Here is a 24,094-nt window from a genome sequence, read left to right as displayed (position 1 = left end):
TTGTGCATTGTAAGTTTTGTTCAGGCTCCCATAATGTAGGAAACGAAGCCAAGCAAGCCCAAAACCTCAATAAATGCCAAGCCGACGAACATAAACAGCTGAATGCGGTTGCCAACCTCTGGTTGACGTGCAGTAGATTCCATAGCCTTAGACACTACTATTGCCATGCCGAGTGCAGGGGAAATAGTTGCTACAGCAAAGCCAAGAATGCTCAGGTTGCCGGTCAAACCTGCAAGAGCGATGATACTATTCATTGGTTTCCTTTCTGTTGAAACAGTAACCAGTATAAACCCGTAAGATATGTAAAATCTGAAAATCTAAACTACTTTTATTAAGCAGCTACAACAGCAGACTTTTCTTCCTCTTCCGGATAACTTTCCGAAATGTAGACTGAAGCAAGCACTGTAAAAATAAATGCCTGCAAGCCAGCTACCATAATTTCGAATAGGGTAAACAGAATGCCACCAAGCAGCCACAAAGCACCGCCTAAGGCAAGGAGTTTATTGCTGGAATCCACCACGAAGAAATTGGTGAATACTAAACAAGTGGCCACCAGCAAATGGCCAGCAATCATATTCGCAAACAAACGAATTGTAAGCGAAAGTGGTCGCACAATTATTAATTCTATGAGCTGCAATGGCGAAAGAATAAAGTAAATCGGCCATGGCACACCCGCTGGGAACAATGCTTCGCGGAAGAATCGCAAAAAACCTTTTTCGCGAATGCCAGCAATAAGATATTGGCAAACAACCCACAAAGCAAATACCAACGGACAAGCAATGGTTGCGGTTGCAGCCATATTTAATCCTGGAATCACAGAACAAAGATTAAAGAAGAAAATAGTGAGGAATAATGTGGACATCATTGGCACATAGCGCTTGCCGCGTTCCTCGCCAATCATTTCGTAAACAATGTTGTAGCGCACAAAATCCATCAAAATTTCAAGCACGCTTTGGAATCTGCCAGGAACAACCTTTGCTCGCATAGCACCAATTCCAAAAATAATCATTACTACTACTGCCATAAGTAAGCGCACCAAAATAATGCGATTCATGGCAAATGGAGTGCCTTGGAACAAAATTTCTGGAGGCAAAAACTCACTAATATTAGGTAGCTCTGGTTTATTCGAAGCTACAGTAGAAGCTACAGTTGTGGTCTTCTGTAAAACATCAACCATTACATCCATAAGTGCCTCCTTATAGCAATTCGTTCACACGCCTCAATTCAGTGCCGCTCACTCACATACTCAATTCATTCATTCTCGCGGCATATATATCAAACTAGATCATATGTTTCATATTTCGTAAGGCGCGGGGCACGAAACGAAAAATATATCTAATTGCTGATTGTACTCTTTGCTTGTACATAAAATTACGCAACGTCAAAATTTATTTATTCATACCGTACTTAACTCCGTCAAATGGATAAAAATTATCGGAGCGCGGAGAAGCTGGCTCATGTCTTATAGAACGTTCAGTTCCAAGCCTTCCAGCAGTTCTTAAATGAGGAATATCAGAAAGATTGTAAGGCGTAGTTTCGTACACCCAATTAAGCCAGTTGCGCCAAAGCAAATTCGCGTGCGCGCGCCAAGAAAATAATGGCTCTAATTTTGGATCGTCATGAGGGAAATAGTTGTAAGGAAATGGAACGTTGCTCAAACCTTTTAACATGTCACGCTCATATTCCTGCGCAAGAGTCATTTTGCCATATTCCCAGTGTCCTAGCGCAAAAACTTCAGAAAAATCACGCGTAGCAACTAAGCCCGGACCAGATTCGGGACCATACGTAAGAATTTGTAAACGCTGATCTGCAGAAATGCTGTCAACATCAACACTCGCTATTCTAGAATGCGGTTGTAAAGCGATTTCATCAAAACCATTTGTAAGAAAACAGTACTCATCCTGCAAATATTGCGGGAACACACCAAAAACTTTTTTGCTGAGAACATGCTTTTTTACGCCATATCGATAGTAAAGCGCACCCATTGCACCCCAGCACAAATACATTGTTGAGAAAACGTGTGTTGATGCCCAGTCAAGAATTTGCGTAAATTCGTGCCAGTAGTCGACATCCTCAAATTCCATATGCTCAACAGGAGCGCCCGTCACAACAAATCCGTCGTAATAGTTGTTACGAAGTGCGTCAAGATTTTCATAGAATTTTACTAAATGATCAGCGCTAACATGCGTTGATACATGCGTAGAAGTTTTCATAAAATCGACGTCGACTTGCAAAGGAGATTTAGAGATGAGTCTCAAAAGCTGAGTTTCTGTCTCGATTTTTTTGGGCATAAGATTCAAAATCAACAAACGAAGTGGTCGAACATCCTGCTGTTCTGCTTCTGGGCGTTCCAATGCAAAAATTCGCTCAGCATCTAATATGCTTCGCGCTGGCAATCCTTCAGGAATCTTAATAGGCATGTGTTTATTATACTCCACACTTGTTTATGTTTATTGTGCCTATGTCACTCATGTGCACGAATCGTAAAATTCTAACCAAATACAGCGAGACACGCCCGAAAGTTGACAAATTTAAATTTGCACCTATCGTAGATAGAGCTGCTAAAAGTAGCCGACGCGGGGTGGAGCAGCTCGGTAGCTCGCTGGGCTCATAACCCAGAGGTCCATGGTTCAAATCCATGCCCCGCTACGAATAAGGTCGTAGGTTCTACTTTTAAGAATTCTGCGGCCTTTTCTATTTCCGGAACACGCCATGGAGTGGCTTCATTTAATCTCATATTGACCGACGGTCGTGTCATATCTAATACTTCCGCCAATTCATTTTGCGTACGTCTTTGACCCGCCAAAAGCATACGAATATTCATTGTCACAATCTGATTCAATGTCAAATCCATTATCATTCATCTTTCTTTCCTAAAACCAACTAGCCTTTTCATCCTATCGGTTAGTTACATATATAGTATATCACATATTATGTATTTGTAAAAAAAAACGGACTTGAAACCGTGTAACGAAACAATACGTAAAATCTTTTCTCTACGTATTCTAGTCTATGTTTTTATGTTAAAAATCAAAAGAAAACTACTCCCTAATAGTTGGGAAACATATGTTACACATTGGCTGGAATATCTTGAAGCAAGTGGATATACAGAAGATACGATTAGATGCCGCTACTACAAAATCAGTCGGCTTGCACGCCTACTTAATCAGCCACCAGAAGATATTACAGGACAACAACTTGTTGAGCTTTTTGCACACCAAGACTGGAAACGAGAAACGCGCAAAGGTTATTCTTCAACAATACGCTCGTTTTACTCATACATGATTGAAGAAGAAATTATTGATGTCAATCCAACAGTAAAGTTACCTAAAATTCGTAAAGAATACGCAATACCTCATCCATGTCCTGATTACATCATTCGTGGTGCTTTAGCCCGAGTTAGAGGTAACAAGGAGTATGAAGCCATGCTCAGGCTCGGGGCAGAATGTGGATTACGACGTAGTGAGATAGCACAAGTATCTTCATCCGATATTATGATGCTTAATACTCATCCCCAGCTTCTTGTACACGGTAAAGGACGCAAAGAACGCACTGTCCCCATCGCGCCAGATCTCGCACAAATCATCGCCAACAAGCATGGATACATGTTTCCTGGCAGATGGACCGGTCACGTCGAAGCATCCTATATTGCGCATCACATCTCTCAGCTTCTTGGTAACGGATACTCCACACATAGTCTCAGACATCGATATGACACTAAGGCATATGAAAGTACACACGACCTTCTCTTAGTATCTAAACTCCTTGGCCACGCTAGTGTAGAAACCACTCAAATATATATCAGTCTCCCATTCCCTGATAGCAGTGCCATTACAGAAGCTGTTCGCCTCTAAAACAAGACAATATGAGGGGAGCACACGAGCATATTGACTTTATATCAAAAAGTTGCCAATCGTATTCTCACTACTATGTATAAAGCAAAAGTTATCGAGATTAGGAAAGAAAAATTAGAACGACACTAAGTATGTATATATCTTTCACCTGAATATTTACGTATGGTAAAAACATAGATAGAAAGACGAAGGATAATTATGGCTAATATGGATAAAAATCAGATTATTAAACAAGAAACCGAGATTACGAGACTAGATGCTATTTCTGGTCGCGGTGACCAGAAGCCAGGGAGCAAGAAGAAGCGTAAGCTTATCATCATTGCTACTGCGGTTGTTGTAGTTATAGCTTTGCTGGTTGCGAGTATGCTGGGTGTGAAGTCTTTAAGAGATTCCAAGACTCAAGCGTGCATCCAGGCAAACAGTGCGTACGCCAAAGCGTGGGCACAGTACGAGAAGACACGCCAGGATGCTGATGAAACTGCTAAGACTGTGACTAGTGTGGAGCAGGTTGCAAACGCTAAAACCTACACCACATTCACAGCCCAGCATGCTAAGAGTAAAAAGGTAAGTAAGGCGCAGTCTTTGAATTGTGCTATCTCCTACACTCAGGCTTTCAACGCGACCATGTCTAGTCTTGATAAGACTACAGCACAGCTTAATAAGACCACTAAGGCTCTGAAAAACTCAGTCGTTCAGGTCACAAAGTCGAAGAATGTGAAGGATCTTGAAAATGCTAAGAATATGGTGAAGGTGAAGCTTGATGAGATGAATAATCTGCTCTCCTCATCAGACGGTCAAGTGGCTGATAATGCTACTCGTGATAACCTGCAAAACCAGATAAACACGCTTACCGCAGCGTTGAATGATAAGAAAGCAACCGTCGAGTCTTTGACTAAGGCTCTTGAGCCAGTCCAAGGCGCAATCGACAGTGTAAACGCAAGTATACAAGCGAAGCAGCAGGCAGACGCTGCCGCAGCGGCTGCGGCGCAAGCAGCTCCGCAGGCTCGTTCCCAGTCTGCGGCTCGTACTAGCTCGGGAGCTCCTCGTTCAAGTACTCGTGGTGGGTCTTCTTATAGTGCGCCAGCACAGAATAAGAATTCGGGTGCGGTCGACTGGGATAAATACCTTGCTGACGGGAAAGCATATAATGAATTACATAGAACACCTAATCAATGTCGATATATCTATCGCTGTGGCACTGGATGGAATACCGATGGAACACCAGATGGTGACGGTGATGTAACTAATAGCAAATAGTTTCCATCTTTACTCATTTTCCCTTTACATAGTGGTTGGTTTTAGACGACTTCTAAAACCAACCATTTTTATCAATACCAAATTTTTATTGATATAAAATAAAATTTTTTCATTTTCTCATTACTGAATGTGAAACTTTTTGGTTTCGCATTTCATAATAAGCAATTTGAAAAAGGGAGACTTTTATGTCGCTTTTCGCTAAGCATAAAAGTATGAGAGACAAGATCCGACAAGGTTCACATCGCGCTCTTGCTGGTATCGTTGTCGCATCAACAATGTTGACAGGATCCGCATTTGCCGCTGGCGGTGCCGGATGGACAGGTGGAAACACTGGCGGATCTGGCACATATAAATCGAATACATTCTGGGTTACCGATGATAACCTAGGTTCCGCATCAGATAATGAAGCAGTGGTGCGCGCTATCCAATCAGAAGGTGTAGCCATCGGTAGCTCTGCTACCCGCGAAGCAGCAGCTAGAGCGCAAATTAACGCTGCATTATCCAAGGCTCGCGGTGATTGTGAAACAGAGTATACTGCGCGAGGTGGCACTGGTTCGGCAGACTGCCGCATCTGGGGTGTAGGCTTCACCGCAACAACAGCAGGACCAGGAATCACAAAACCGGAATATAACAATACTTCTAGCGCGCAAGCAACTGGCGCTCAATGGTTATCAGCATGGAACAACGAAACACAGAACGGTACCAGAAAATATAATCACGGCGGTAGCGAATACACAGTGTTTGATGATATTGATTCAGCTAATACACTCGCTTCATTCGCTGCTCAGGGTATGAGTACGCCAAATACTGATTTGATTGTTATCGTTCTTGCAAAAGACCAGCCTAAACTGTGGGACTTTACCCCTGATAAGTCCTGGGTAAAATACTCTAACGGCAAATGGGCAACCGTTATTGATGCGAAGCATACCAACACCACCGGTGCAGACACCCAAACCATCCTTGATGGTGACAAGCTCGGCTCTGTGGTTAACGGTAGCTTGGGCGAGAACCTGGGAGATAGCCTCGACACATTCACCCTGTCTGATGATTACACGGCTGCTGACTATTTGTGGGATCCAGATATGAGTGATGTGCATGTGTATGCTGCTCCAATCCCTGAGGCATCAACTACCGTCTCCTCAGTCGATGACATCATCACTAAGGGTACTGACGTGACAAGCCAGTTCACTATCCAACAGGCTGGCACGACCATTACTGCTACCATGACCAGTCAAGCTCTTGCTGCTGCACGTAGTCTTGCTACCCCTATGCAATACACGCTGCTTATCGGAGGCAAGGCGAATTATGCAAATGGTAAGGGTGCAGCCCAGGTACGCGCTGACGCAGGCAAAAAAGCTACGGATGAAGTCGAGTTTTGTGCTGATCCAACCACAGGCGCAGCCCTCAATTCTCATGGTTTGAAGAATAAAGGCTCAGAGTCTGCCGCGGGCAAGACAAAGACTACGAACGAACCATACGTGTGTGGTTACGTTCCACCAGTAGCAAAGGCAGTCATATCTGAGGCCTCTCAGGGTGGTGACCAGGACGATATTAATGGTAAGAGTGTCATGCCAGGACAGAAGCTGGAATACGAACTCACTAGCGAACCAACCATTCCAAACAACCTGAGTTATGCTATCGAGTCTGTTGCATTCACTGACACGTATGACCAGTATCTTGAGCTTGACAAGCAGACTATCGAGCTGCGTGACCTTGAAACCGGTCGCACCATCAGTAAGAAGAACTACACGCTTACTGCAGATACCGAGAAGCATGAGTTTACTATCGAACTCAACAAGGATTACGTGACAGCGAATATGACCGCGGGATCTAAGCATCGTTTCCAGGTTCGTTTCGAAGGCACGGTATCCAAGAACGCTCCAACAGACCATAGTGTGGATAATCAGTGGGGTTTGAAACTCAACAATAGTTTGACCTCGTCTAACGTGGTATCGAATAAGCCGGTAGAGCCAAAGCCTGAAAAGAAGGATGAAACCAAGACTGGTATCAATATTGATGGCAAGACCGCATACGTAGGAGACGATATTTACTACCGTCTCACTTTAAGCGCAGCCACGTTGAAGGACACTGCGTATAAGGTTCACCGTCTCGGCATGATCGATGACTATGATGATGAGTACTTGCAGCTCAATGACAAGAATATCGAAATCCTAGACGCAGCCGGTAAGGACGTCACCAACAAGTTCAATATCCAGGTTAAGGATGGTGTCGTCTACGTGTTCGCTAAGACCGTAGACACGGAGTATCTCGGAGATATTCTTCCAGGGGATCCACAACCAACAGATTTAAAGGCCTACGCTGGCAAGGTATTGGATGTGACAAAGGATCCTGCAATCGACCAGTCTCTCCTTGGTCAGGATTACACCATCGTGCTTCCTATGACAGTCAAGCAGGTCAAGGACGGGTATGTAGTGAAGAACACTGCCACCCAGATTACAAACGATCGCAAGGATGTAACGAACACGGTAACTAACCCGTTAAAGGTTATTAACCCGAAGAAGGATGTGACTGTTAAGGTTAATGGCGAAAGTGCGAATGGTAAGAGTATTTATAAGGATCATCAGTTCTTGTATCGTCTCGATAGCTCCAAGATCGCTGGTAACCGTGCCTACAAGCAGATCAAGAATTGGCGCATCGTGGATGATTATGATGAAAAGTTTGACAAGCTAACCGGCCAGTGGGCAGTCTATGTCAACAACGACATTAAGCTCGCTGACGGCACTGTGATCTCCAAGGGTAGCCGTATCGACGGTAGCGGTGTTGATGCCGGATATTTCACTTTCACCGAGGCTAATGGTGCGTTTACTGTAGAGGCAACACAACAGTTCCTTGATATTGCATCTGCTATAGATAGTGACTTGTCCTGGACAGCGTACGTGCAAATGACCCGTTTGGGCGTAAGCGATCGCGTAGAAAACACGTTCGTGGAAACCATGAATGATGTTGAACGCGAATCCAATATGGTGTGGACCAAGACCCCAGACCAGACCCCTGCTATTAAACTCATCAAGTACGACGCAGCATCTGGTCTTGAAGCGGGAGACCGTAACACACCAAGCGAAGCCTTGAAGTCTACCAAGAACGGCACCAAGATTGTGTTCCGTATCATCAACACCGGTAAAGTCAACCTGACCAAGATCACGTTAGATGATAAGACTATCGCAGGCTCCGGTACGGTAACTAATCTGGAGTATCCAGCAAACTGGTCTAACCTGGTATTAAAGCCTGGCGAATACGTAGAAGTCAAGGGCACGTTGACTGGTATGAACACGATGAATCATACCGACCGTGGTCACACGACTGGTACACCTATCGTGCCATGCGCATCCCATAACGATCACCCATTCGACCCAAACGGTGGAGATAATGGTAATGGTGGTAATACGGGTGTGTGCTATGACACTCCAGTCGAAGATTCTGATGATTGGAACGGTGTTACTGCTGCACCATTGGCTCAGACTGGTAGCGCGGTCGTGTCTATCGCTATCGCTGCTCTTGCAGCCCTGGGCGCAGGAGCAAGCATCATGATCACTAAGCGTAACAAGGAAAATGCTCGTAAGCATTAACCCGTAAACACGCTTAGTATTAACTGGCGAGGGGTCGCACATGCACACGGGACTATCTCCGTGCAATGGTGTGGCCCCTCACTCTATATTTTCTTCTTCCTCTATTGATTTCTTATTAATCTTTCACACGTAACGGTTCATACTCATGAGTAGAAAAGACACAGCCTTTACCCCTAGTCAACGTGCTTATCTCAACAGTCTTCCAGCTATCAAACACGCGACAGCCACACGAATCTACTACACAAGCCAATTCCACAAAGACGCTGTCCAGCAATACGATAACGGTGTCAGACCGTCTGTTATTTTTGCACAGGCTGGAATGCCGTCCACCCTCATCGGGCGCAAAAGGATTGAACGCTGCATCAACAGGCGGGAAAACACCGACTACACACAGTCCGGCATGCCAGAACAAGTACACAAGCAAGTCAGCATATTCCTCGACCAGATGGCGAGCAGAGTTGAGGGTTTTGATTGAAGCCAAGCGTTACACCTTATCCACCAATTCCACAGAAAGAATCCTGACATACGAATAGCCGGACTCTGCCAAACAGTAGGGATATCAGAAAACACGTACTACGAGCTGAGACTGGTAAATAGTTAAGGTCTAATAATGTACTACTAATTTTTATATAAAATTATTCCACAATAAGAGACACACTTGGAAAGAATGCGAATCCTGTATTAGGATTATTTGCATCTTCATAGATGAAGATGCAAATAAGATACAGCATTGTTCTTATGAAAGGAGACAAAGATGAACAAGAATAGCAAGCGCGGCGGAATCAACCCACGACCTCGACCATATCCTCATATGATTTAGGCATAATTTATCCGCACATATTCACACCAAAGGTTAATAATGAACATGACTTCGTACGAAGAAATGTTTGATGAGTATGTGAAATCAAGTGCAGCATATTGCGCTTCTCTATTTGAAGCAACAGAATATTTTTTCAAAGCAAATGCTGCACTTGAAGCCACTATCGTCAGTACAAACACAGCGAAAACATCCACCATCCATTCAATACAAGAATATTTCGAGACATGTAAAATATCGCTTATTAAAACAATTGATTTGCTACGGACATTCCAAGAAATACATACGACTATCCCTGGAGAGCAAGTAGAAGTCGATTTCGCACAACAATACTTCTATATAAAGAAAACATTATCTTGCGTCGAGCAGATTATTCAACTCTTTAGCACAGTGCGTGATGACAAGAACCTACAGCAACAGATTTGGGATAACGACGACTTTACAACATACTTCACTACTAGTGCCGATAGCATCTCTCAAGCAATAATTTGGCAATGTAATTTCGCGAAACGAGCAAACCTTGACGAATCTATTTAAACCTTACCGCGGATATCTGCGTTTAGCAGCTAGTGATTTTCTTTCTAACTATGCAACTACACTAGCCTCAACTACTATTCAATTATGGCTATTGAACTCACTTTTTATCGGTTTTCAGCAGTCAAGCCATTATTTATCGCTTTACCTCACCCTCACTGCAATAAGTGAATTAGTAGCAGGCCTTTTCTCAGGAGCACTAGCTGAGCATGTAGGAATTTTCAGGACAACAGTTGCTGCATGCTTAGCAAGAATGATTGCGGGATTATGTATTATCGCAATTGTATCGGTATCCTTCTCAACCCCATCTGCTAACAAGTTGCTCCTATTTTGGTGTGTTTGTATACTTGTAATGGTTACGACAGCATGTGATACTTTCTATTTTCCTGCTATTACTTCCTTTGTTAATCGTGTAACAAAAAATGATGATCTTATTAATGTTCTTTCACTTCTTCGCTTTACAAGCCTCATGGGTACATTAGTAGGACCAGCAGTTGCAGGTTTTGCGAGTAGTAAATATTTATACATTCCAATTCTATTTACAGAAACTATCGCATTAGCAGGAATAATAATTTTTATTTATTTTATTTACAAGCATGCAGTTAGAACCGGAATTTATACTTCAGACGTCGCAGATGAAAATCCAGAATATTCTCAAGGCTTTTTGGCAACTTGGGCTAGGGGAATGGCAACATTTGTAAAAAACCAAACGTACAGGACTTTAGCTCCATTTGCAATACTCGAAGCTATCGCATCTACTGGCATAAGCTTTGCTGGAGTCCTCTTATTCTCAATGGTTCTACATAGTGCAGAAGGATATGGCTGGTATTTAAGCGCAATGTCACTTGGGTATGCCCTCAGCTATCTCATCGCGCCAAAAGTGTCCAGCAAAATGTCCTTCTCTATGCTACTCACTCTTTCACATATACTAGTGACTCTTTCTATAATAGGACTGGCATTAGCGCCTAACGCTATAGCAGCAGCCGTGTTTGGTTTCCTTTTTGCTTTCTTCCAAGGAGTAGTAAATCCACCATTCCAAACAGTATTTATTCATGCAGTAGATGATAATCTCGTTGGACAGGTAATGTCTGTATTCATCTCAGTTGTTGCCGCTATAGGAGCAGTAAGCTATCCGCTATGGGATTACGCTTATTCCCACATGACCATTCCATCTCTACATGCAGAGTCAGGAATAATTGTCATAGCTGCTCTTATCCACTTTATACTGGTGCTTATCTGCATATTCGATAAGCGATTGCGTTCAATTAAAGCAGAATAAGATGCAATAAATATTGTAAATACGAGCACAACTACAAGCTGCGCTGTGAAAGTTCACTACAGAAGTTTCACAGCGCAGCTTATTTTTAAATTAGAACGCTTTCAATTCAGACATCTAAGTTAACCGAGTGAACCATACTTTATCTGTCATAGAGTGTTCATTTGTGCCGTGAGCAAATAGCACCAACATCTATATCTAGGATATTTATAACTGATGTCCCGTCTGTAAATTCTTTTGACTAACATCATGAGAATTAAAAGAAATATCAGCACCATACCCGGATCCACTAAAAAGTCTGGGCGGCTATTGTCTCCACGAGTTTCACTCGTGGAGACTGTACTGTTGTGGCGCAGCAAGAATGCTGCCACCGGTCGCCGCCCCCACTTTCTCGTGTTGGTAGCCCAGAGGCTAGCACACCCAGTCCAAAGACCACACGCCAGCCTTGTCACGCCACCCAACAAGCTCACCCCTGCCAGCCCATTCCACAACATGTTCCACGGGCTGACCGGAGTCGAGCCTGGAGCGTCGCACAAGGACTGGGAGTGTTCTTGTGGGTTTACGGGTGTGCCTGCCCTGGAACTACCAACACACAAGGAAAGGATAAAAAAAATGGTTACCATCAACAGCGACCACACGGTCACACTCCTAATAGGAGAGGTAGAAGCTCTCGTAGCATTCCACAACTACCTAGCAGGCTTTACCACGAAAGGATTGGACGAGAACACACTACGCTACGGTATCCAAGCATTAAGCAGTCTCCTCATCGTGCGTGACATGTTCCTTATTGATAGTTTCCATGGCTGCACCATGCAAGACTTCCTCGATAACGTTGAGCACCCATTCGCTGAGAAAACTGTCCACTATGTGCGTTCAAGCCTCGACCTGGTTTTTAGAGATGACAATTTCACCCTCGACACACGGCGCATCCATCGTGCAATAGCACTGCTGACCACCATGCTGGAACTTAAAGGATTAAGTCAGAGGGAAACTGTCACAGTCTATGGCACACTGTCATACTTGTATTGGCTGAAAAATGACACGACAAACGCTCGTATCACAGCCCAGAAAGCACTCACGATAGACGAGAAGTACTGGCTTGCACGCATCACTACTACAGCGCTCCTTCACCACATCACACCCCACTGGTGCCAGAAGCAAGCAGAGGGTTTGCTGGCAGAAAAAGAAGCGCAACTTTTTCTGCCAGCCCCTGGTGGCTTATCGCAGCCACCCTCCCGCGCGGGGCGCGTCTTACCCCTAGGGCATGCCCTGAACAAAATTCCATAAATTTTAGGGCATTACCCCCAGGAGCAAGCCGCGCTATTACCACGCGAGAAGGGTGGCTACTATGCTTCCATAAGTTCACACAAAGATGTGTGAACCAGCCGCCACCAGCAGAACAAAGAATCTGCCACCACTATCATGGCGGCAGACCCATTATCATCGCATGGAACACCTGCGGTGTACTCTCATTTTTTGCTTTTTATGACGTGTTCTTGACACTTCCCACTCTAAAAAACGGGTCACTTCCGCCAACTTCCCCGCGTCCTCCACTCGCGTTACGGACACGCGCGAAGCTAGGGCCCGCAAGGGGTTGGCTCCAGCGCATTCCGTTTTTGTCCCTTCCAGTGTTCAACAACACGAACGAAAAATAATCACACCAGGGTTTTTATATAAAACCAAACCATAAGAAAAATCATATACAAGTAGAAAGGAAAACAAGAATGAAAATTAACAGCAAGCCAGTCACCGGCACAAGCTTCGCATACGACGGATGCCACAAAATCTACATCTGCGAAAACACACAAGATGAGCAAGACGCGCAAAAAAACCGGATACACCATCCACCCCATAAGCGAGCTTGAAAACACATACGAAAACTCGTGCGACCTACGCTTCATCCACAACTGGACACTCGATAAAGACTATGTCTCCCAACTAGAGCCCGCCTTATTCCAAGAATAGCCCATGCTTCACCAGAAAGCGCCGTATTTAATGCAATGCAGAAGTCTGCAACATTATTGTTAGCAAGCTCTACGCTATCAATCGTTGTGACAAGTTTTTCGCGCAACTGTTGCGTAGTAGTATGTGCCCAATTCATTTGAGCATCAGGATTAAGAGAGCGAATCTCTTCCCGTTTTTCCTCGTCAAACTGGAGAGCTGCGGAAGGAGCATTAAACGTTACAAGATCGTTGACGTTATCATCTGGGTTGGTTAAAATATTAAGTACTTTCATCAAAAGACTCCGCATTGTTTCTTGATGAAAAGGCTTATTCGATAGCTCAGAGGTATTGCTCTGAGCTATCTTAATTTTTAGGAAAGGAAAGATATTAAAATTTGTGGCTTTGTAAGAGATTAGTTAGGAAACCCAGAGGTCCATGGTTCAAATCCATGCCCCGCTACTGAAGCCAAGAATCACACGAATTTCTCACGATTGTTGTGGTTCTTGGCTTTTTTATTTAATAACGCATAAGTCAGTCAATCTGCAATCGCCAAAATACAAGTCATCTTCATAAGAATCAATAAAGAAGTATTGCAAGGCGACGGCGAGCGCGCGCTAATCGAGCATCATCTGCAGGAAGTATGGCAAAATACTCAAGCATACGAGAACGAATAGCATCCGCATCACTCTTATGACCAGATGCAAGGAAGTCAAGCAGTCGCCCAAAAGCGTCATCAATATGACCGTCAATCATATCTACATCTGCTACTGCAAGCTGCGAATCTAAATCATCCTTATTATCGCCAGCAGCCTTTCTAACCGCAGCAACATCAGTATTAGTATTACGCGAAAGCAACAAAGCTTTTGCATGTTCACGCGATGCGAGCACATCATGAGGATCCGCTTCCATTACTTTTGCATACTCACGTGCAGCACCTTCATAATCACCCTTCATAGCAAGCGAATGAGCTTGCTCATGAGCAGGTGGAACACTCTCAACAGAATTATTCTCGGAACTATCTTGATCTGCATCTTTAGACGTTTCAGACTTTTTCTCAACCGAGGATTCCACAAAAGGAGCAGTTCCAGCAACACCAGAGCGTTCAGCAACCTGAACCAATTGCGGCAAAATAGTGCCACAAATCTGCTGTAATTCCTCATCGCTAGGTAAACCTTGCGCAATAGGCATAGGGCGTCCGCCAATTAAACCGTAAATTGCAGGAAGCTGCTGCGCTTGCAATGCTTGAGCAATACTTGGGCTTTCATCAGAGTCGATACGAGCTAACTGCATACGACCGTCAAGCGCGTTAACAGCATCCGCTAATTTCTGCGCCACATCATAATAGGCCTCGTCATTAGCTTGCCAAAGCAAAATAACAATTGGGAAACTTACAGACGTTTGCACCATCGCCTGAAAAGACTGCTCATTAACATCGATTACATAGCCGCCAGCTTTTGGAGCAGAAGAACCAGTAGAACCCGACGCAGCTTTAGCAGCTTGCTTAGCTTGAGCTTCTACACGACGCTTTACGCCTTCTAAATCTACAGCCCCAGCAAGCGAAAATCCGCCAGGATTCATGCCTTGCGCTTTGCTACTCACCATTTTTCCTCTTTTCCAAGCACACTACATTGCACTTACAAAATTTATAAAGCTTCTACCTTAATAGGCTGACGCTCAGCACCAACAGGAATAATCTTCATATGAGAACTAGCTGGAGGAACTACTAGAGCAATAACATTTACGTAAGTTACTCGCATAGTACCTTTTGCTTTACCGTCGCCAAATAATGCTTTTTCTTCATCAGAAGCAGGACGAGATTCACGCCCTTCACCAGCTTTACGAGTCCACACAGAATCTATGCGCGCAACAACCAAATCACTTCCATCGCTTGAACGCATAATGCTTATTTGTTTGAGATTTGGTGTAAAGACTTGTTCTTGAGAGCCTTTATTTCGCTCCATTCCAGCTTGCACTGCTTTAGAAAGTTCAACTAACTTTTTACGCAAATAATCGTCAGCAAAATGCTTTGCGTACTTGCTGTTTTCACCATTTTGTAAAACGTCAGCGTACGCAGCTACCGCTTCATCTGGAGTCATCACCAAACCAGTATCGTTAGATTTACCCATTGAAGAACCAATACTTGGCACAGCAAATTTAGGAAGATGCACTCCAGGGAATAAGCGCGCAACAGCCCAAAGTTTATAATTCGAACGCGCTCTCTGTTGACGTAAAACCAGCAAACGTTTTGACTGCTGATCTTTAGTAGTAGTTGTAATAGTCATTAAATCTCTTGGCCAACCAGAATTAGTTGGCACAATAGTTTGCGCGGCTTCACGCGGAATAGTGGCCTTAGGATCTAAGTTTCCAGTTTTGTTTGCAATCGTAAGCTCGCTCGTACGAATATCGAGAGCAGGTCCAGAAACTGCTTGAGATAATGAATCCACATCTTTTTCGTCGTTTGCCTTTTCTAGAGTGCGAAGCAACCCCAAGCGGATATCTTTTTCTTGCAGCATAGTCACATTAGGTAACTCTTGATTACTACGCGCTTCAGCAGGTTTCGGCACCTGCCCATCGCAAGCAGATAATCCGGTTACCATAACCGTTGATACAACACATGCTATTAATGTGACTACGTTGTTGCGCAATACGCCTCTATTTTTACTTTTTACTCGGTGAATATCGACATTACTATTACGCATTTTACTCATTTCCTCGCTCACTTGAAGAATTACCGCGGTAGCCTTTCCCATTTTTTCTGTAGCGACCGTTACCGCCGTCTCCTCTAAACCCATTTCGTTTTATGCGAGATTGCTTATCGTTGCTATTTTTAGACGAATTTTGACGTTTGTTTGATTCTGAGTTGCGATAGTTTTCGTGCTCATTAAGCTTTTTCTTACTAGATTCATGTGAAATCTTGCTATTACTATCTGAAGGCTTGACCGTTTCTAAACGTTTCTTTGCAAACTTTTCAGAATTATTAGCATTATTTCTATCGTTCTGACGATTACGCCTCTTGTTATTCTGCTGTGCATACTTATTTTGCTGCTGACGCTTATTCTTATAATCGTTCAGACTATTGCCATCCGACGCGCTTGCGTAAGATTTTTTCTTATTTCGCGGAGTCTTAATATTCTGAGAATTCCGCTTATATTGCTTATTTTCTGAATTTGCTGATCCTGCTGAATTTCCAGAATATTTCGCATTTCCTATATCTTCCGCATTTGCTAAATCTTCTCCGTTTGCCGCAGCATCCTGATTGTGCAAATCATTAAATTCATCATCAGCATTGTCTAAACCATCTAAATAAGAATTATCGTCATGTTGCTGCATAAAGCGCGTGGCAAACGCAAGCATTTCATCTTGCGCAATAACAGTAGTTTCAGCCAAAGAATCAGTAGATGCAACCGCTGTAGAAGCAGACGCAATTCGAGTTTGCATACCATTTGAGTCGCCGCTTTGCATTGAATCTTTGCGACGACGCGCATGATCTCCATGCCTTGCGTGGCTTCCAGAATCCTTCTTGTGTCGTTTGTGACCAAAAATACCAGACATGGTTCCAGAAATCGCCTCAGCAAAGGTGACTTCGTCACGCTGTGCAGACTTTACTGCCAACACTCCTGAACGGCTAGCTATTAATTGCTTATTACGACGACGATGCGGAGCCATTGCAAAAATAGTTGCAGAAAGTATAGCTAATACTGCAAAAAGCACTCCTACAAAATATAAAGGCGTTGCAAAATCTGGAATTTGATTACGACGCCACCGCAATTCTACGGAAGCTTCCGGCACATTATCCCCCAAATCAATTAGCAAAACACGTCTAGCAGCCTGCGAGCGCAGTGAAGAAGAAGACGCATCATGACTATTTGACTTACTAGCGCGAGTGCCCGATTTAGGCATTGTGCCGCTTGCAACAGCATGATCATACGACGCAGAACCAGAAGATTGAACATAATCTGCAGTATTTATTGCCAATTTCGCTAAACCAAGCTGGCATGTAACTATAGGCCATAAATTAGATTCTTGGAATTTTACGTCAGGATCCTTAATGTCCACAGAGTCACCCGCTTGCACAGAGGTTTTACCAGACACTTCAGAAACTGAAAGATTATTCCAATCACGCAAACCAGTAATTCTTTGTACTGGAGAACCTGCCACCCAGCCTCTTACGTCTTTCGTTAAACCTACAGCAACACAAATAGGCTTACGCGTATGCAAAGCAGCAACACTAATACGAACCCTGTTATCTACAAGATTCAAAACACCAGGATCAGTGACAATATAACGAGTTCCAGATACGTTAGCGTACGCAATAACAACGTTGCTAGGCTTCCAAAATGTTGCGTTAGCAACTCCAAGAACAACGCTTAATACTGCAAGCAAAGCAAAAAATGGAGCTACAACACCGCGCATGATTTTACTGCGCAAAGTGAGCCGTCGCATTGGTCGTCGCATTGGTCGTCCTTCTGTATCAGAAGCATCTTCTATATTTGTCATAACGATACCATTCTACAGTCTTTTAATATTACTTGCATGTTTTGATGTAAAAATCAGCGTCAAGCGGTAATGTGAGGCTATGAAAAAAATCAAAACATTAGAACAAAAATCCTTTTTGCTTCGCACTTTTGCAACTATTAGTGCAGTGGCAATGTGTGTAGTACTCGCTTCATGCGGAGAAAGTTCCAACAACAAAAACAATTTAACTGATGAGAACGCTCAAAAAGCTGGAATGCAGTTGCTGGAAGGCGTAAGCGCATCTGGAGCACTTGGGAAAAAGCCTAAAATAACGCTGAAAACGCCTGTAAAAGTAAAGCAAAATACTTATGCTGTTTTGCAACGAGGCAACGGAGAAACAATTAAAGAAGGCGATCGCGTATGCTCTCAGGGCATTGTGTTCGACTCCAAAACCGGCAAAGAGCTTATGAATACTTGGGAAAAAGGCAAAGCTGATTGCTCGATTTACATTAATAAAAATTCTACAAGCCGCCCATATTACGCTTTGATTAAAGGCAAGAAAATTAATACAACTATTGCTTTTGGCGTAAGTGAAGGATATAAAAATCCTTCATATGTTATGGTTCTTACAATGGTTTCGCGATCAAAGGCTATAACTAGAGCAACGGGCAAGGCTGTTACGAATATTCCCGCAAATTTGCCGAAGGTAACTCTTGATAAATCTGGAGCACCAACCTTAGATAAAAATAACTACGTTCCAGACGGAAAGCTTGTTTCTCAGACTTTGATTGAAGGAACCGGCAAAAAAGTAACTGCAAAAGACACAGTTTCTGCCCATTACACTGGCTGGACTACTGATAAAGACGGCAAATTGCATCAATTTGATTCTTCTTGGCTTCGTGGCATACCTGCAGACTTCCAACTTGCTGGAGGAGTAATCCCTGGTTGGACTAAAGGCTTAACTGGAAAGAAAGTTGGCTCCCAAGTTCTTTTGGTAATCCCACCAGAAGATGGCTACGGTAAAGAAGAAAAGAAGGACGCGCGCGGAAACGTAACTATTCCTGCAAATGCCACGCTGTACTTTGTAGTCGATATTCTCTATGCTTCGTGAGATTTGTAATTTTGCAAACTGTTGCAGAATTAACTAGCGATTCATAAATAATAAACCCCTCCTTCCCGAGGGGTTTTTACATATTTAGAACAGACGAAGATCGTTGGACTCGACTCCACGCATTTCATCGTAATCCAATATTAAGCAAGTAAATCCACGATCCTCAGCCAAAACGCGAGCTTGTGGGCTAATAGTTTGCGCAGCAAAAATACCTCTAACCGGCTTAAGTAACGGATCTCTATTCAGTAACTCACAATAACGCGTAAGTTGTTCAACGCCGTCGATACCGCCATGCCGCTTAATCTCAATAGCGACATGTACACCATCCGCGTCCTGAGCCATAATATCCACTGGGCCGATAGCCGTAGGATACTCACGGCGCACCAACGTTGCACCATCGCCGATTCGTTCAATCTGCTCAGCCAAGTAACGTTGCAAATGATCCTCAACACCATCTTTAATTAAGCCAGGATCCTCACCCAAATCGTAAGTATTATCGCTATAAACATGCTCGAGCGAAATCATAAGCAAATCATCGCTTTTAGCGGCAGCAACACGCAAAATACAGCCATCTACAACAACGCCAGCATCGGATTCGCCGCTATCTTCTTTACGTAAAACACGCATACTACAAGGAGCTACCATCCAATTAAGAGGTTTATACGCACCAAGCTCAGAAAAAATAAGTACGCTGCCATCTGCTTTAATAAGCAACACTCGCTTAGCTAAAGGAAGCGTGGCATTTAACCTACCTGTATACTCTGCACTGCAATCTGCAACAATAATTCGCACACAGCAAGCATAACAGAAATCAAGTAAAGAAGTACCTTACTTCCCCAAAGCTTCAGCTAAATCGCGATTCTGCCAATGTTGATGTAAGGCGCAGTATCCGCCGAACAATACGAGCCACACTAGTCCGCCAATTGCAGAAGCTCGCGTATCGTCGCTAATAAACAAAGTCACATACACAAAAGCAAAGAACGCTATAGTAAGAGAATTCAAAAGCTTATAATGCGGCATAACGAAACCGTCTGGCATAAAATCAGCAGATTCACGGTACTTACGATGCGTAACCATAATCAAAATATAAATCATGATTATCACTGCAGAAGAAGCCGAAGCAAACAAAATAAACGCACCATGAATGCCAGGGATCGAATTAATAATTGGCGAAAGAAGAATCAAAGCAGACGAGAACAAAATCGCGCGAGCAGGAACCTTCGTGCGTGAAACCTTACGCAACTTACCCAAAAGAGGCGAAGGTGACTCAAGCGCAATCTGATACATGTGGCGACCAGCAGAATACAGCAAAGAATTAAGCGCAGAAGAAGCAGCTGTAATAACCACAAAGAACACAAGCGCAGAAGCCCAATGCAATCCCGCGTATTGGAACACCATAATGAATGGTGACATAAATACGCCTTCCGCATTCGTAGCCCTAAACTGTTGCCACGGCACAATAAGCATAATCGCTATGAGAGCACCAACATAGAAAACCAGAACGCGTACAATAATCTCGTTAACAGCCTTTGGCAAAACCTGGCGAGGATTCTTAGTTTCCGAAACAGTCACACCAACAAACTCAATAAGCTGGTACGCGTAAAACACCATTTGGAAGCTCATTAAGAAGGAAAGCCAGCCATTTGGCATAAGCGAGAAATTGTTGAAAATATTATCTAATCCAGCGTGACCAGCAGGACTCATTACACCACCATGCAAAGGAGTTGCAGAGTAATGGTAACCAATTAAAGCCATAACTACGGCTGTAACAATAAGAGCAACAATTAGCGTAATTTTAATCATTGAGAACCAAAACTCAGTTTCCCCAAATAGCTTTACAGCTACCAAATTTATGCACACTAAAGCCGCTAAAAATACTACTTCTATCAGCCATTTCCAATGACTTACGTCAATATCGAAAGTTTGGAAGAATGTGACACAATACGTACTAACTGCCGTAATTTCGCTCATACCAATAAGTACAAGCACAAACCAATACGACCATCCAGCAAAATTACCCCAACCTCTGCCAAGATAACGCGTAATAAAACTAATAAAAGTATGCTGGTTTGGATCCTTGTACATTAGCTCACCAATGCCACGCATCAGCAGGAACATGATCAAGCCCACAATAATGTAAACGAATACAATACTCGGACCTGTTAAGCTAATTGATTTTCCAGAACCAAGGAACAAACCTGTTCCAATTGTGCCGCCAATAGCAATAAATTGCACATGACGCTTGGTAAGACTACGCTCCATTTGGTTTGTATTGCTACTTGCATTTTCTTGCGCAGATACGCGAGAAGATTGGTTTGAAGATTGATTATGAGAAGATGTGCTATTGTGCGTCTCTGCAGATTCTGTTTGTTTAGAACCTACATTAATGTCACTATTCACAGTCTCACTCATTATTACAACTCCGTTCCTTAATAGCCACGAATTTCTAATTTTATAGGAACCCTTAACTATTCATTACGCATTCCACAATTCGCGCAACTATTCCACACTTTTAAGTGAGCTTACTGGATCTATGCGATCCAAAGCTGGGTTGGTAGCCCATTGCACAATTAACGCAAAAATTAGTGTTGCAACGCCAGCAATGCAATAGCTTAAAGGAGCTACTTCAACTTCAAAATACAAAGACGGCATACGAAGCGCGCTAGTCAACAATCCTGCAATAAGCCTTCCTAATGGCAATCCAACTGCAATGCCGATAACAGTTAAAGTAAGCATTTCTTTATGCACATAGGAATGAACTTCTCTACGATAAAAACCAAGAACTTTCAGCGTAGCCATTTCGCGAGTACGTTCCGAAATATTAGTACTTGCAAGAGTAAAAAGCACAGCTAAAGCTAAGCCAGCAGCCAAAGTTACGATTAAAGCAACAACAGCATTCATAAGATCAAAACTAAAAGCATGCTTCATACGCGTAATATTCATAACAGCAAGCACACCGTCACGTTCAGAAACCTTGTCGGCATATTTAATTTTATTATTATCGCTACCTCGCAAACGCAAAATTAACGCATTATGTTTCAAAAGCTTACTGTTTTCTCCATTAAATAAGCGTTCGTAGCAACGTTCAGTCATGTAAATATTAGAACCAATAAGATTACGAACAATAGCTTTAACTTTAACTTTCGCACGTTTAAAACTAGTATTCGTCACATTAATTTCACTACCACGAGTAATGTCCAGAGATGCAGCAGCGCTTTGAGAAAGCAACGGACCTTCATCTGTAAGTTTAATAGCTTGCAAATTATTGCCCACATCCTGCAAATTTACAAGATAAGACAAAGTTTTTGTGTCTTTTACAACAATCAACTGCACGCTTTCAGCATCCTCAACATGACGACTATGCGACTTATTTGATTGATTTTTAGCTATTTCTCCAGAGCCCACATAAGCTGGAAGTATAGTTTCTACTTTATTATTTGACTTGTCTTGCTCAACGCTTTTCTTCATATTTTGGAAAGATCCTGGAGCCGAGATAGAAATCATATCGTATCGATAAATTCCCTCGTATTGACGAATACCCAAGGTCGCAACAGTATCGTTCAAAGCAAGACCGCAAACAATAAGCGCTGTGCAACCGGCAACTCCACCGATAGTCATGCACAATCTGCCTTTGAATCGCGCCAAATTGCGAACGGTAACCTTATTTAAGAAACTCATTCGCTTCCAAATCCAAGGCAACCTTTCAAGAAGAACGCGAGAACCAGCTTTTGGAGCTTTTGGTCTTAACAAAGCTGCAGGAACTTGCTTTGTTTCTCGCCAACTAACAACGATTGTGCATATTGCAACAGGAATCACAAATGCTAGCACACACAAAGAGCCATATAGCCAGTCATACTTCAACCTAACGTCTGGCACAGCGTATAAGCCACGCAAGATTTTTAGTAAAAGTGAAGGGATTGCAAGAAAACCCATAATATCGCCAATTCCGCCGCCAACAAAACACGCGAATATTGCGAAGAAAGCATGTCTTGTTACTGCAGTAGAACGACCGTATCCCAAACTTAAGTATGTGCCAATAAGCCCTCGCTCTTCTTCAACCATACGAGCCATAGCAGTTAAACTCATCATCATTGCTACAACAAGAAATACTGCTGGGAAAGCGTATCCAAGTGACTGTATTGAAGCAACGTCAGAACGCAAACTCGCATAACTATCGTTAGCTATGCGAGTAGATATATGCCATTGAGCTTGAGGAACACGTTTTTGAATCTCTGACTTAATTTGTTTACGAATTTGCTTTTTTGCTTGCTCTTTAACAAAATTTGGAGCGCGCTGAAGCCTGGGATCGTTTGCAATAATATTTTTTAATTCTAAATTAACTTGTTTGTCGATAATTTGATTACGTCGAGCTGTTTCTCGCTTAGATTGCACGCGTTCTTGAATCTGTTCAGACGCATCGTCGACGATGCCACGATAATCTTTAGAAAAAACATTGACACGTTGAGCATCATTCAAACGCACCGATATTGCTGTATACGGCAAGCTAGCCACGTTATCAGGAGCAGCAGAAGTAAATATTGGGTATCTAGACGTCACAGAGTTACGAAATGCTTTAGATTGATAGCCATCAGGATTGTTTAAATCGTTGCTATCTAGCACGCTACCAGTTATGCGCAAACGATAAGTTTTAGACTTTGAATTAGAAGAACCAAGACTTCCAACGCCCGCATTTTGCTGCACGTTGACTACTATCACATTGCCAATGCTCAATCCACTATCGTGTAAAAATCGCTGAGTTACAACAGCTTCACTATTATTTTTAGGCATGTTGCCCTTAAGCAAATGCAAACGATTAAGATTTTTTTGCGATTCTACATAATGCACGAAATTCATTGCGTATGAAGACTTTGCATCATCTGTTGCGTGCGCTGTTGCTTTCCAAGAACGCTCTGCTTCAACTTCACTCACACTTGGCAACGCGCGTAATGCTGCAACATCGTCTTTAGTTAAACCAAGAGTAGATACGATTTGCAAATCATAAGCATGCAATTTCGCATACATATCGTTAGTAGCGAGAAACATGTCGTTGCAGCCTGCATAAATACCAGTCATAACAGCAACGCCAAGCATTGCAATAACCGCAAGAACACAGAAGCGACGCCATTCGCGAACCCACATTCTAATTGCGCTAATAAATACTATTGGCAGCAATGAGTGCGTGCGCTTACCTTCACTGCCATTATTGGCGTTTTTATTATCAGATTGCTTTGAAACTGCTGTTACTTTCCGCATAACAACC

20 protein-coding genes and 1 tRNA gene are annotated in these 24,094 nt (G+C 43.1%); 8 read left to right on the top strand and 13 right to left on the bottom strand.

Annotation, left to right across the window (positions count from 1 at the left end; all coding sequences use genetic code 11):
• Positions 1–20: 20 nt before the first annotated feature.
• The 3 genes from atpE to HXT37_RS00880 all read right to left on the bottom strand — a co-directional run bounded on the left by atpE (position 21) and on the right by HXT37_RS00880 (position 2,420).
• Complete coding sequence (gene atpE, locus HXT37_RS00890) at positions 21–254, bottom strand: ATP synthase F0 subunit C (protein ID WP_004109950.1); 234 nt, start codon at positions 252–254, stop codon at positions 21–23.
• Between the two features lie 77 nt (positions 255–331).
• The gene (atpB, locus tag HXT37_RS00885; protein ID WP_004109952.1) at positions 332–1,186 is read right to left on the bottom strand and encodes a F0F1 ATP synthase subunit A; all 855 of its coding nucleotides are present in this window, start codon (positions 1,184–1,186) and stop codon (positions 332–334) included.
• A 202-nt stretch (positions 1,187–1,388) separates the two neighbouring features.
• Positions 1,389–2,420, bottom strand: coding sequence for a homoserine O-succinyltransferase (locus HXT37_RS00880; RefSeq protein ID WP_004109954.1), 1,032 nt, complete (start codon positions 2,418–2,420; stop codon positions 1,389–1,391).
• 155 nt (positions 2,421–2,575) lie between these two features.
• Here HXT37_RS00880 and HXT37_RS00875 point away from each other — a divergent pair.
• Positions 2,576–2,649: transfer RNA gene (locus HXT37_RS00875), tRNA-Met, on the top strand.
• On the opposite strand, the gene HXT37_RS00870 is transcribed toward HXT37_RS00875, so the two are convergent.
• Positions 2,609–2,812 (bottom strand): helix-turn-helix domain-containing protein, encoded by a 204-nt coding sequence (locus tag HXT37_RS00870; RefSeq protein WP_408609799.1) that lies wholly within the window; start codon positions 2,810–2,812, stop codon positions 2,609–2,611. The genes HXT37_RS00875 and HXT37_RS00870 overlap by 41 nt on opposite strands.
• 208 nt (positions 2,813–3,020) lie before the next feature.
• Between HXT37_RS00870 and HXT37_RS00865 the strand changes: the two genes are divergently transcribed.
• The 3 genes from HXT37_RS00865 to HXT37_RS00855 all read left to right on the top strand — a co-directional run bounded on the left by HXT37_RS00865 (position 3,021) and on the right by HXT37_RS00855 (position 8,698).
• Positions 3,021–3,854 carry a tyrosine-type recombinase/integrase gene (locus tag HXT37_RS00865; protein ID WP_421779572.1) on the top strand — a complete coding sequence of 278 codons (834 nt, stop codon included), beginning with the start codon at positions 3,021–3,023 and terminating at the stop codon, positions 3,852–3,854.
• A gap of 198 nt (positions 3,855–4,052) precedes the next feature.
• The gene (locus tag HXT37_RS00860) at positions 4,053–5,111 is read left to right on the top strand and encodes a hypothetical protein (RefSeq protein ID WP_415693599.1); all 1,059 of its coding nucleotides are present in this window, start codon (positions 4,053–4,055) and stop codon (positions 5,109–5,111) included.
• A 185-nt stretch (positions 5,112–5,296) separates the two neighbouring features.
• Positions 5,297–8,698 carry an LPXTG cell wall anchor domain-containing protein gene (locus HXT37_RS00855; RefSeq protein WP_421779569.1) on the top strand — a complete coding sequence of 1,134 codons (3,402 nt, stop codon included), beginning with the start codon at positions 5,297–5,299 and terminating at the stop codon, positions 8,696–8,698.
• Positions 8,699–8,813: 115 nt separating this feature from the next.
• Here the strand turns inward: HXT37_RS00855 and HXT37_RS00850 are convergent, their stop codons facing one another.
• Positions 8,814–9,179, bottom strand: a complete 366-nt coding sequence (locus HXT37_RS00850; protein ID WP_162861110.1) for a hypothetical protein — start codon at positions 9,177–9,179, stop codon at positions 8,814–8,816.
• Positions 9,180–9,563: 384 nt separating this feature from the next.
• Between HXT37_RS00850 and HXT37_RS00845 the strand changes: the two genes are divergently transcribed.
• Together HXT37_RS00845 and HXT37_RS00840 are read left to right on the top strand one after the other, a co-directional pair.
• Entirely contained in the window at positions 9,564–10,052 is a 489-nt protein-coding gene (locus HXT37_RS00845) for a hypothetical protein (protein ID WP_226988337.1), read from the top strand.
• Positions 10,036–11,328 carry an MFS transporter gene (locus tag HXT37_RS00840; RefSeq protein WP_076002578.1) on the top strand — a complete coding sequence of 431 codons (1,293 nt, stop codon included), beginning with the start codon at positions 10,036–10,038 and terminating at the stop codon, positions 11,326–11,328. Before HXT37_RS00845 ends, HXT37_RS00840 begins: the two co-directional genes overlap by 17 nt.
• Before the next feature lie 408 nt (positions 11,329–11,736).
• Here HXT37_RS00840 and HXT37_RS00835 read toward each other — a convergent pair whose 3' ends face one another.
• Positions 11,737–11,859: a hypothetical protein gene (locus HXT37_RS00835; protein WP_255358933.1), complete on the bottom strand. Its 123-nt coding sequence runs from the start codon at positions 11,857–11,859 to the stop codon at positions 11,737–11,739.
• 78 nt (positions 11,860–11,937) lie between these two features.
• Between HXT37_RS00835 and HXT37_RS00830 the strand changes: the two genes are divergently transcribed.
• Positions 11,938–12,612, top strand: a complete 675-nt coding sequence (locus HXT37_RS00830) for a hypothetical protein (RefSeq protein ID WP_421779567.1) — start codon at positions 11,938–11,940, stop codon at positions 12,610–12,612.
• A gap of 610 nt (positions 12,613–13,222) precedes the next feature.
• Here the strand turns inward: HXT37_RS00830 and HXT37_RS00825 are convergent.
• The 4 genes from HXT37_RS00825 to HXT37_RS00810 form a co-directional block, all read right to left on the bottom strand.
• The gene (locus tag HXT37_RS00825; RefSeq protein ID WP_004109968.1) at positions 13,223–13,561 is read right to left on the bottom strand and encodes a hypothetical protein; all 339 of its coding nucleotides are present in this window, start codon (positions 13,559–13,561) and stop codon (positions 13,223–13,225) included.
• 283 nt (positions 13,562–13,844) lie between these two features.
• Entirely contained in the window at positions 13,845–14,870 is a 1,026-nt protein-coding gene (locus HXT37_RS00820) for a tetratricopeptide repeat protein (RefSeq protein ID WP_102703311.1), read from the bottom strand.
• Positions 14,871–14,911: 41 nt separating this feature from the next.
• On the bottom strand, positions 14,912–15,976 hold the full coding sequence (locus tag HXT37_RS00815) for a hypothetical protein (RefSeq protein WP_004109972.1): 1,065 nt from the start codon (positions 15,974–15,976) through the stop codon (positions 14,912–14,914).
• Positions 15,969–17,765 carry a hypothetical protein gene (locus HXT37_RS00810; RefSeq protein ID WP_119504618.1) on the bottom strand — a complete coding sequence of 599 codons (1,797 nt, stop codon included), beginning with the start codon at positions 17,763–17,765 and terminating at the stop codon, positions 15,969–15,971. Before HXT37_RS00810 ends, HXT37_RS00815 begins: the two co-directional genes overlap by 8 nt.
• A 79-nt stretch (positions 17,766–17,844) precedes the next feature.
• Between HXT37_RS00810 and HXT37_RS00805 the strand changes: the two genes are divergently transcribed.
• Positions 17,845–18,834: an FKBP-type peptidyl-prolyl cis-trans isomerase gene (locus HXT37_RS00805; RefSeq protein ID WP_004109977.1), complete on the top strand. Its 990-nt coding sequence runs from the start codon at positions 17,845–17,847 to the stop codon at positions 18,832–18,834.
• A gap of 84 nt (positions 18,835–18,918) precedes the next feature.
• Here HXT37_RS00805 and nucS read toward each other — a convergent pair whose 3' ends face one another.
• The 3 genes from nucS to HXT37_RS00790 all read right to left on the bottom strand — a co-directional run bounded on the left by nucS (position 18,919) and on the right by HXT37_RS00790 (position 24,087).
• Entirely contained in the window at positions 18,919–19,626 is a 708-nt protein-coding gene (nucS, locus tag HXT37_RS00800; protein WP_004109980.1) for an endonuclease NucS, read from the bottom strand.
• Between the two features lie 36 nt (positions 19,627–19,662).
• Positions 19,663–21,096, bottom strand: a complete 1,434-nt coding sequence (locus HXT37_RS00795; protein ID WP_100066729.1) for an amino acid permease — start codon at positions 21,094–21,096, stop codon at positions 19,663–19,665.
• Positions 21,097–21,333: 237 nt separating this feature from the next.
• On the bottom strand, positions 21,334–24,087 hold the full coding sequence (locus HXT37_RS00790; RefSeq protein WP_415690114.1) for an ABC transporter permease: 2,754 nt from the start codon (positions 24,085–24,087) through the stop codon (positions 21,334–21,336).
• Between the last annotated feature and the right edge of the window lie 7 nt (positions 24,088–24,094).

Source organism: Gardnerella sp. DNF01151, assembly GCF_049244235.1.
Lineage (GTDB): Bacteria > Actinomycetota > Actinomycetes > Actinomycetales > Bifidobacteriaceae > Bifidobacterium > Bifidobacterium swidsinskii.
Note: the sequence above shows the minus strand (reverse complement) of the source record. Positions and strands in the feature narration are given on the sequence as shown.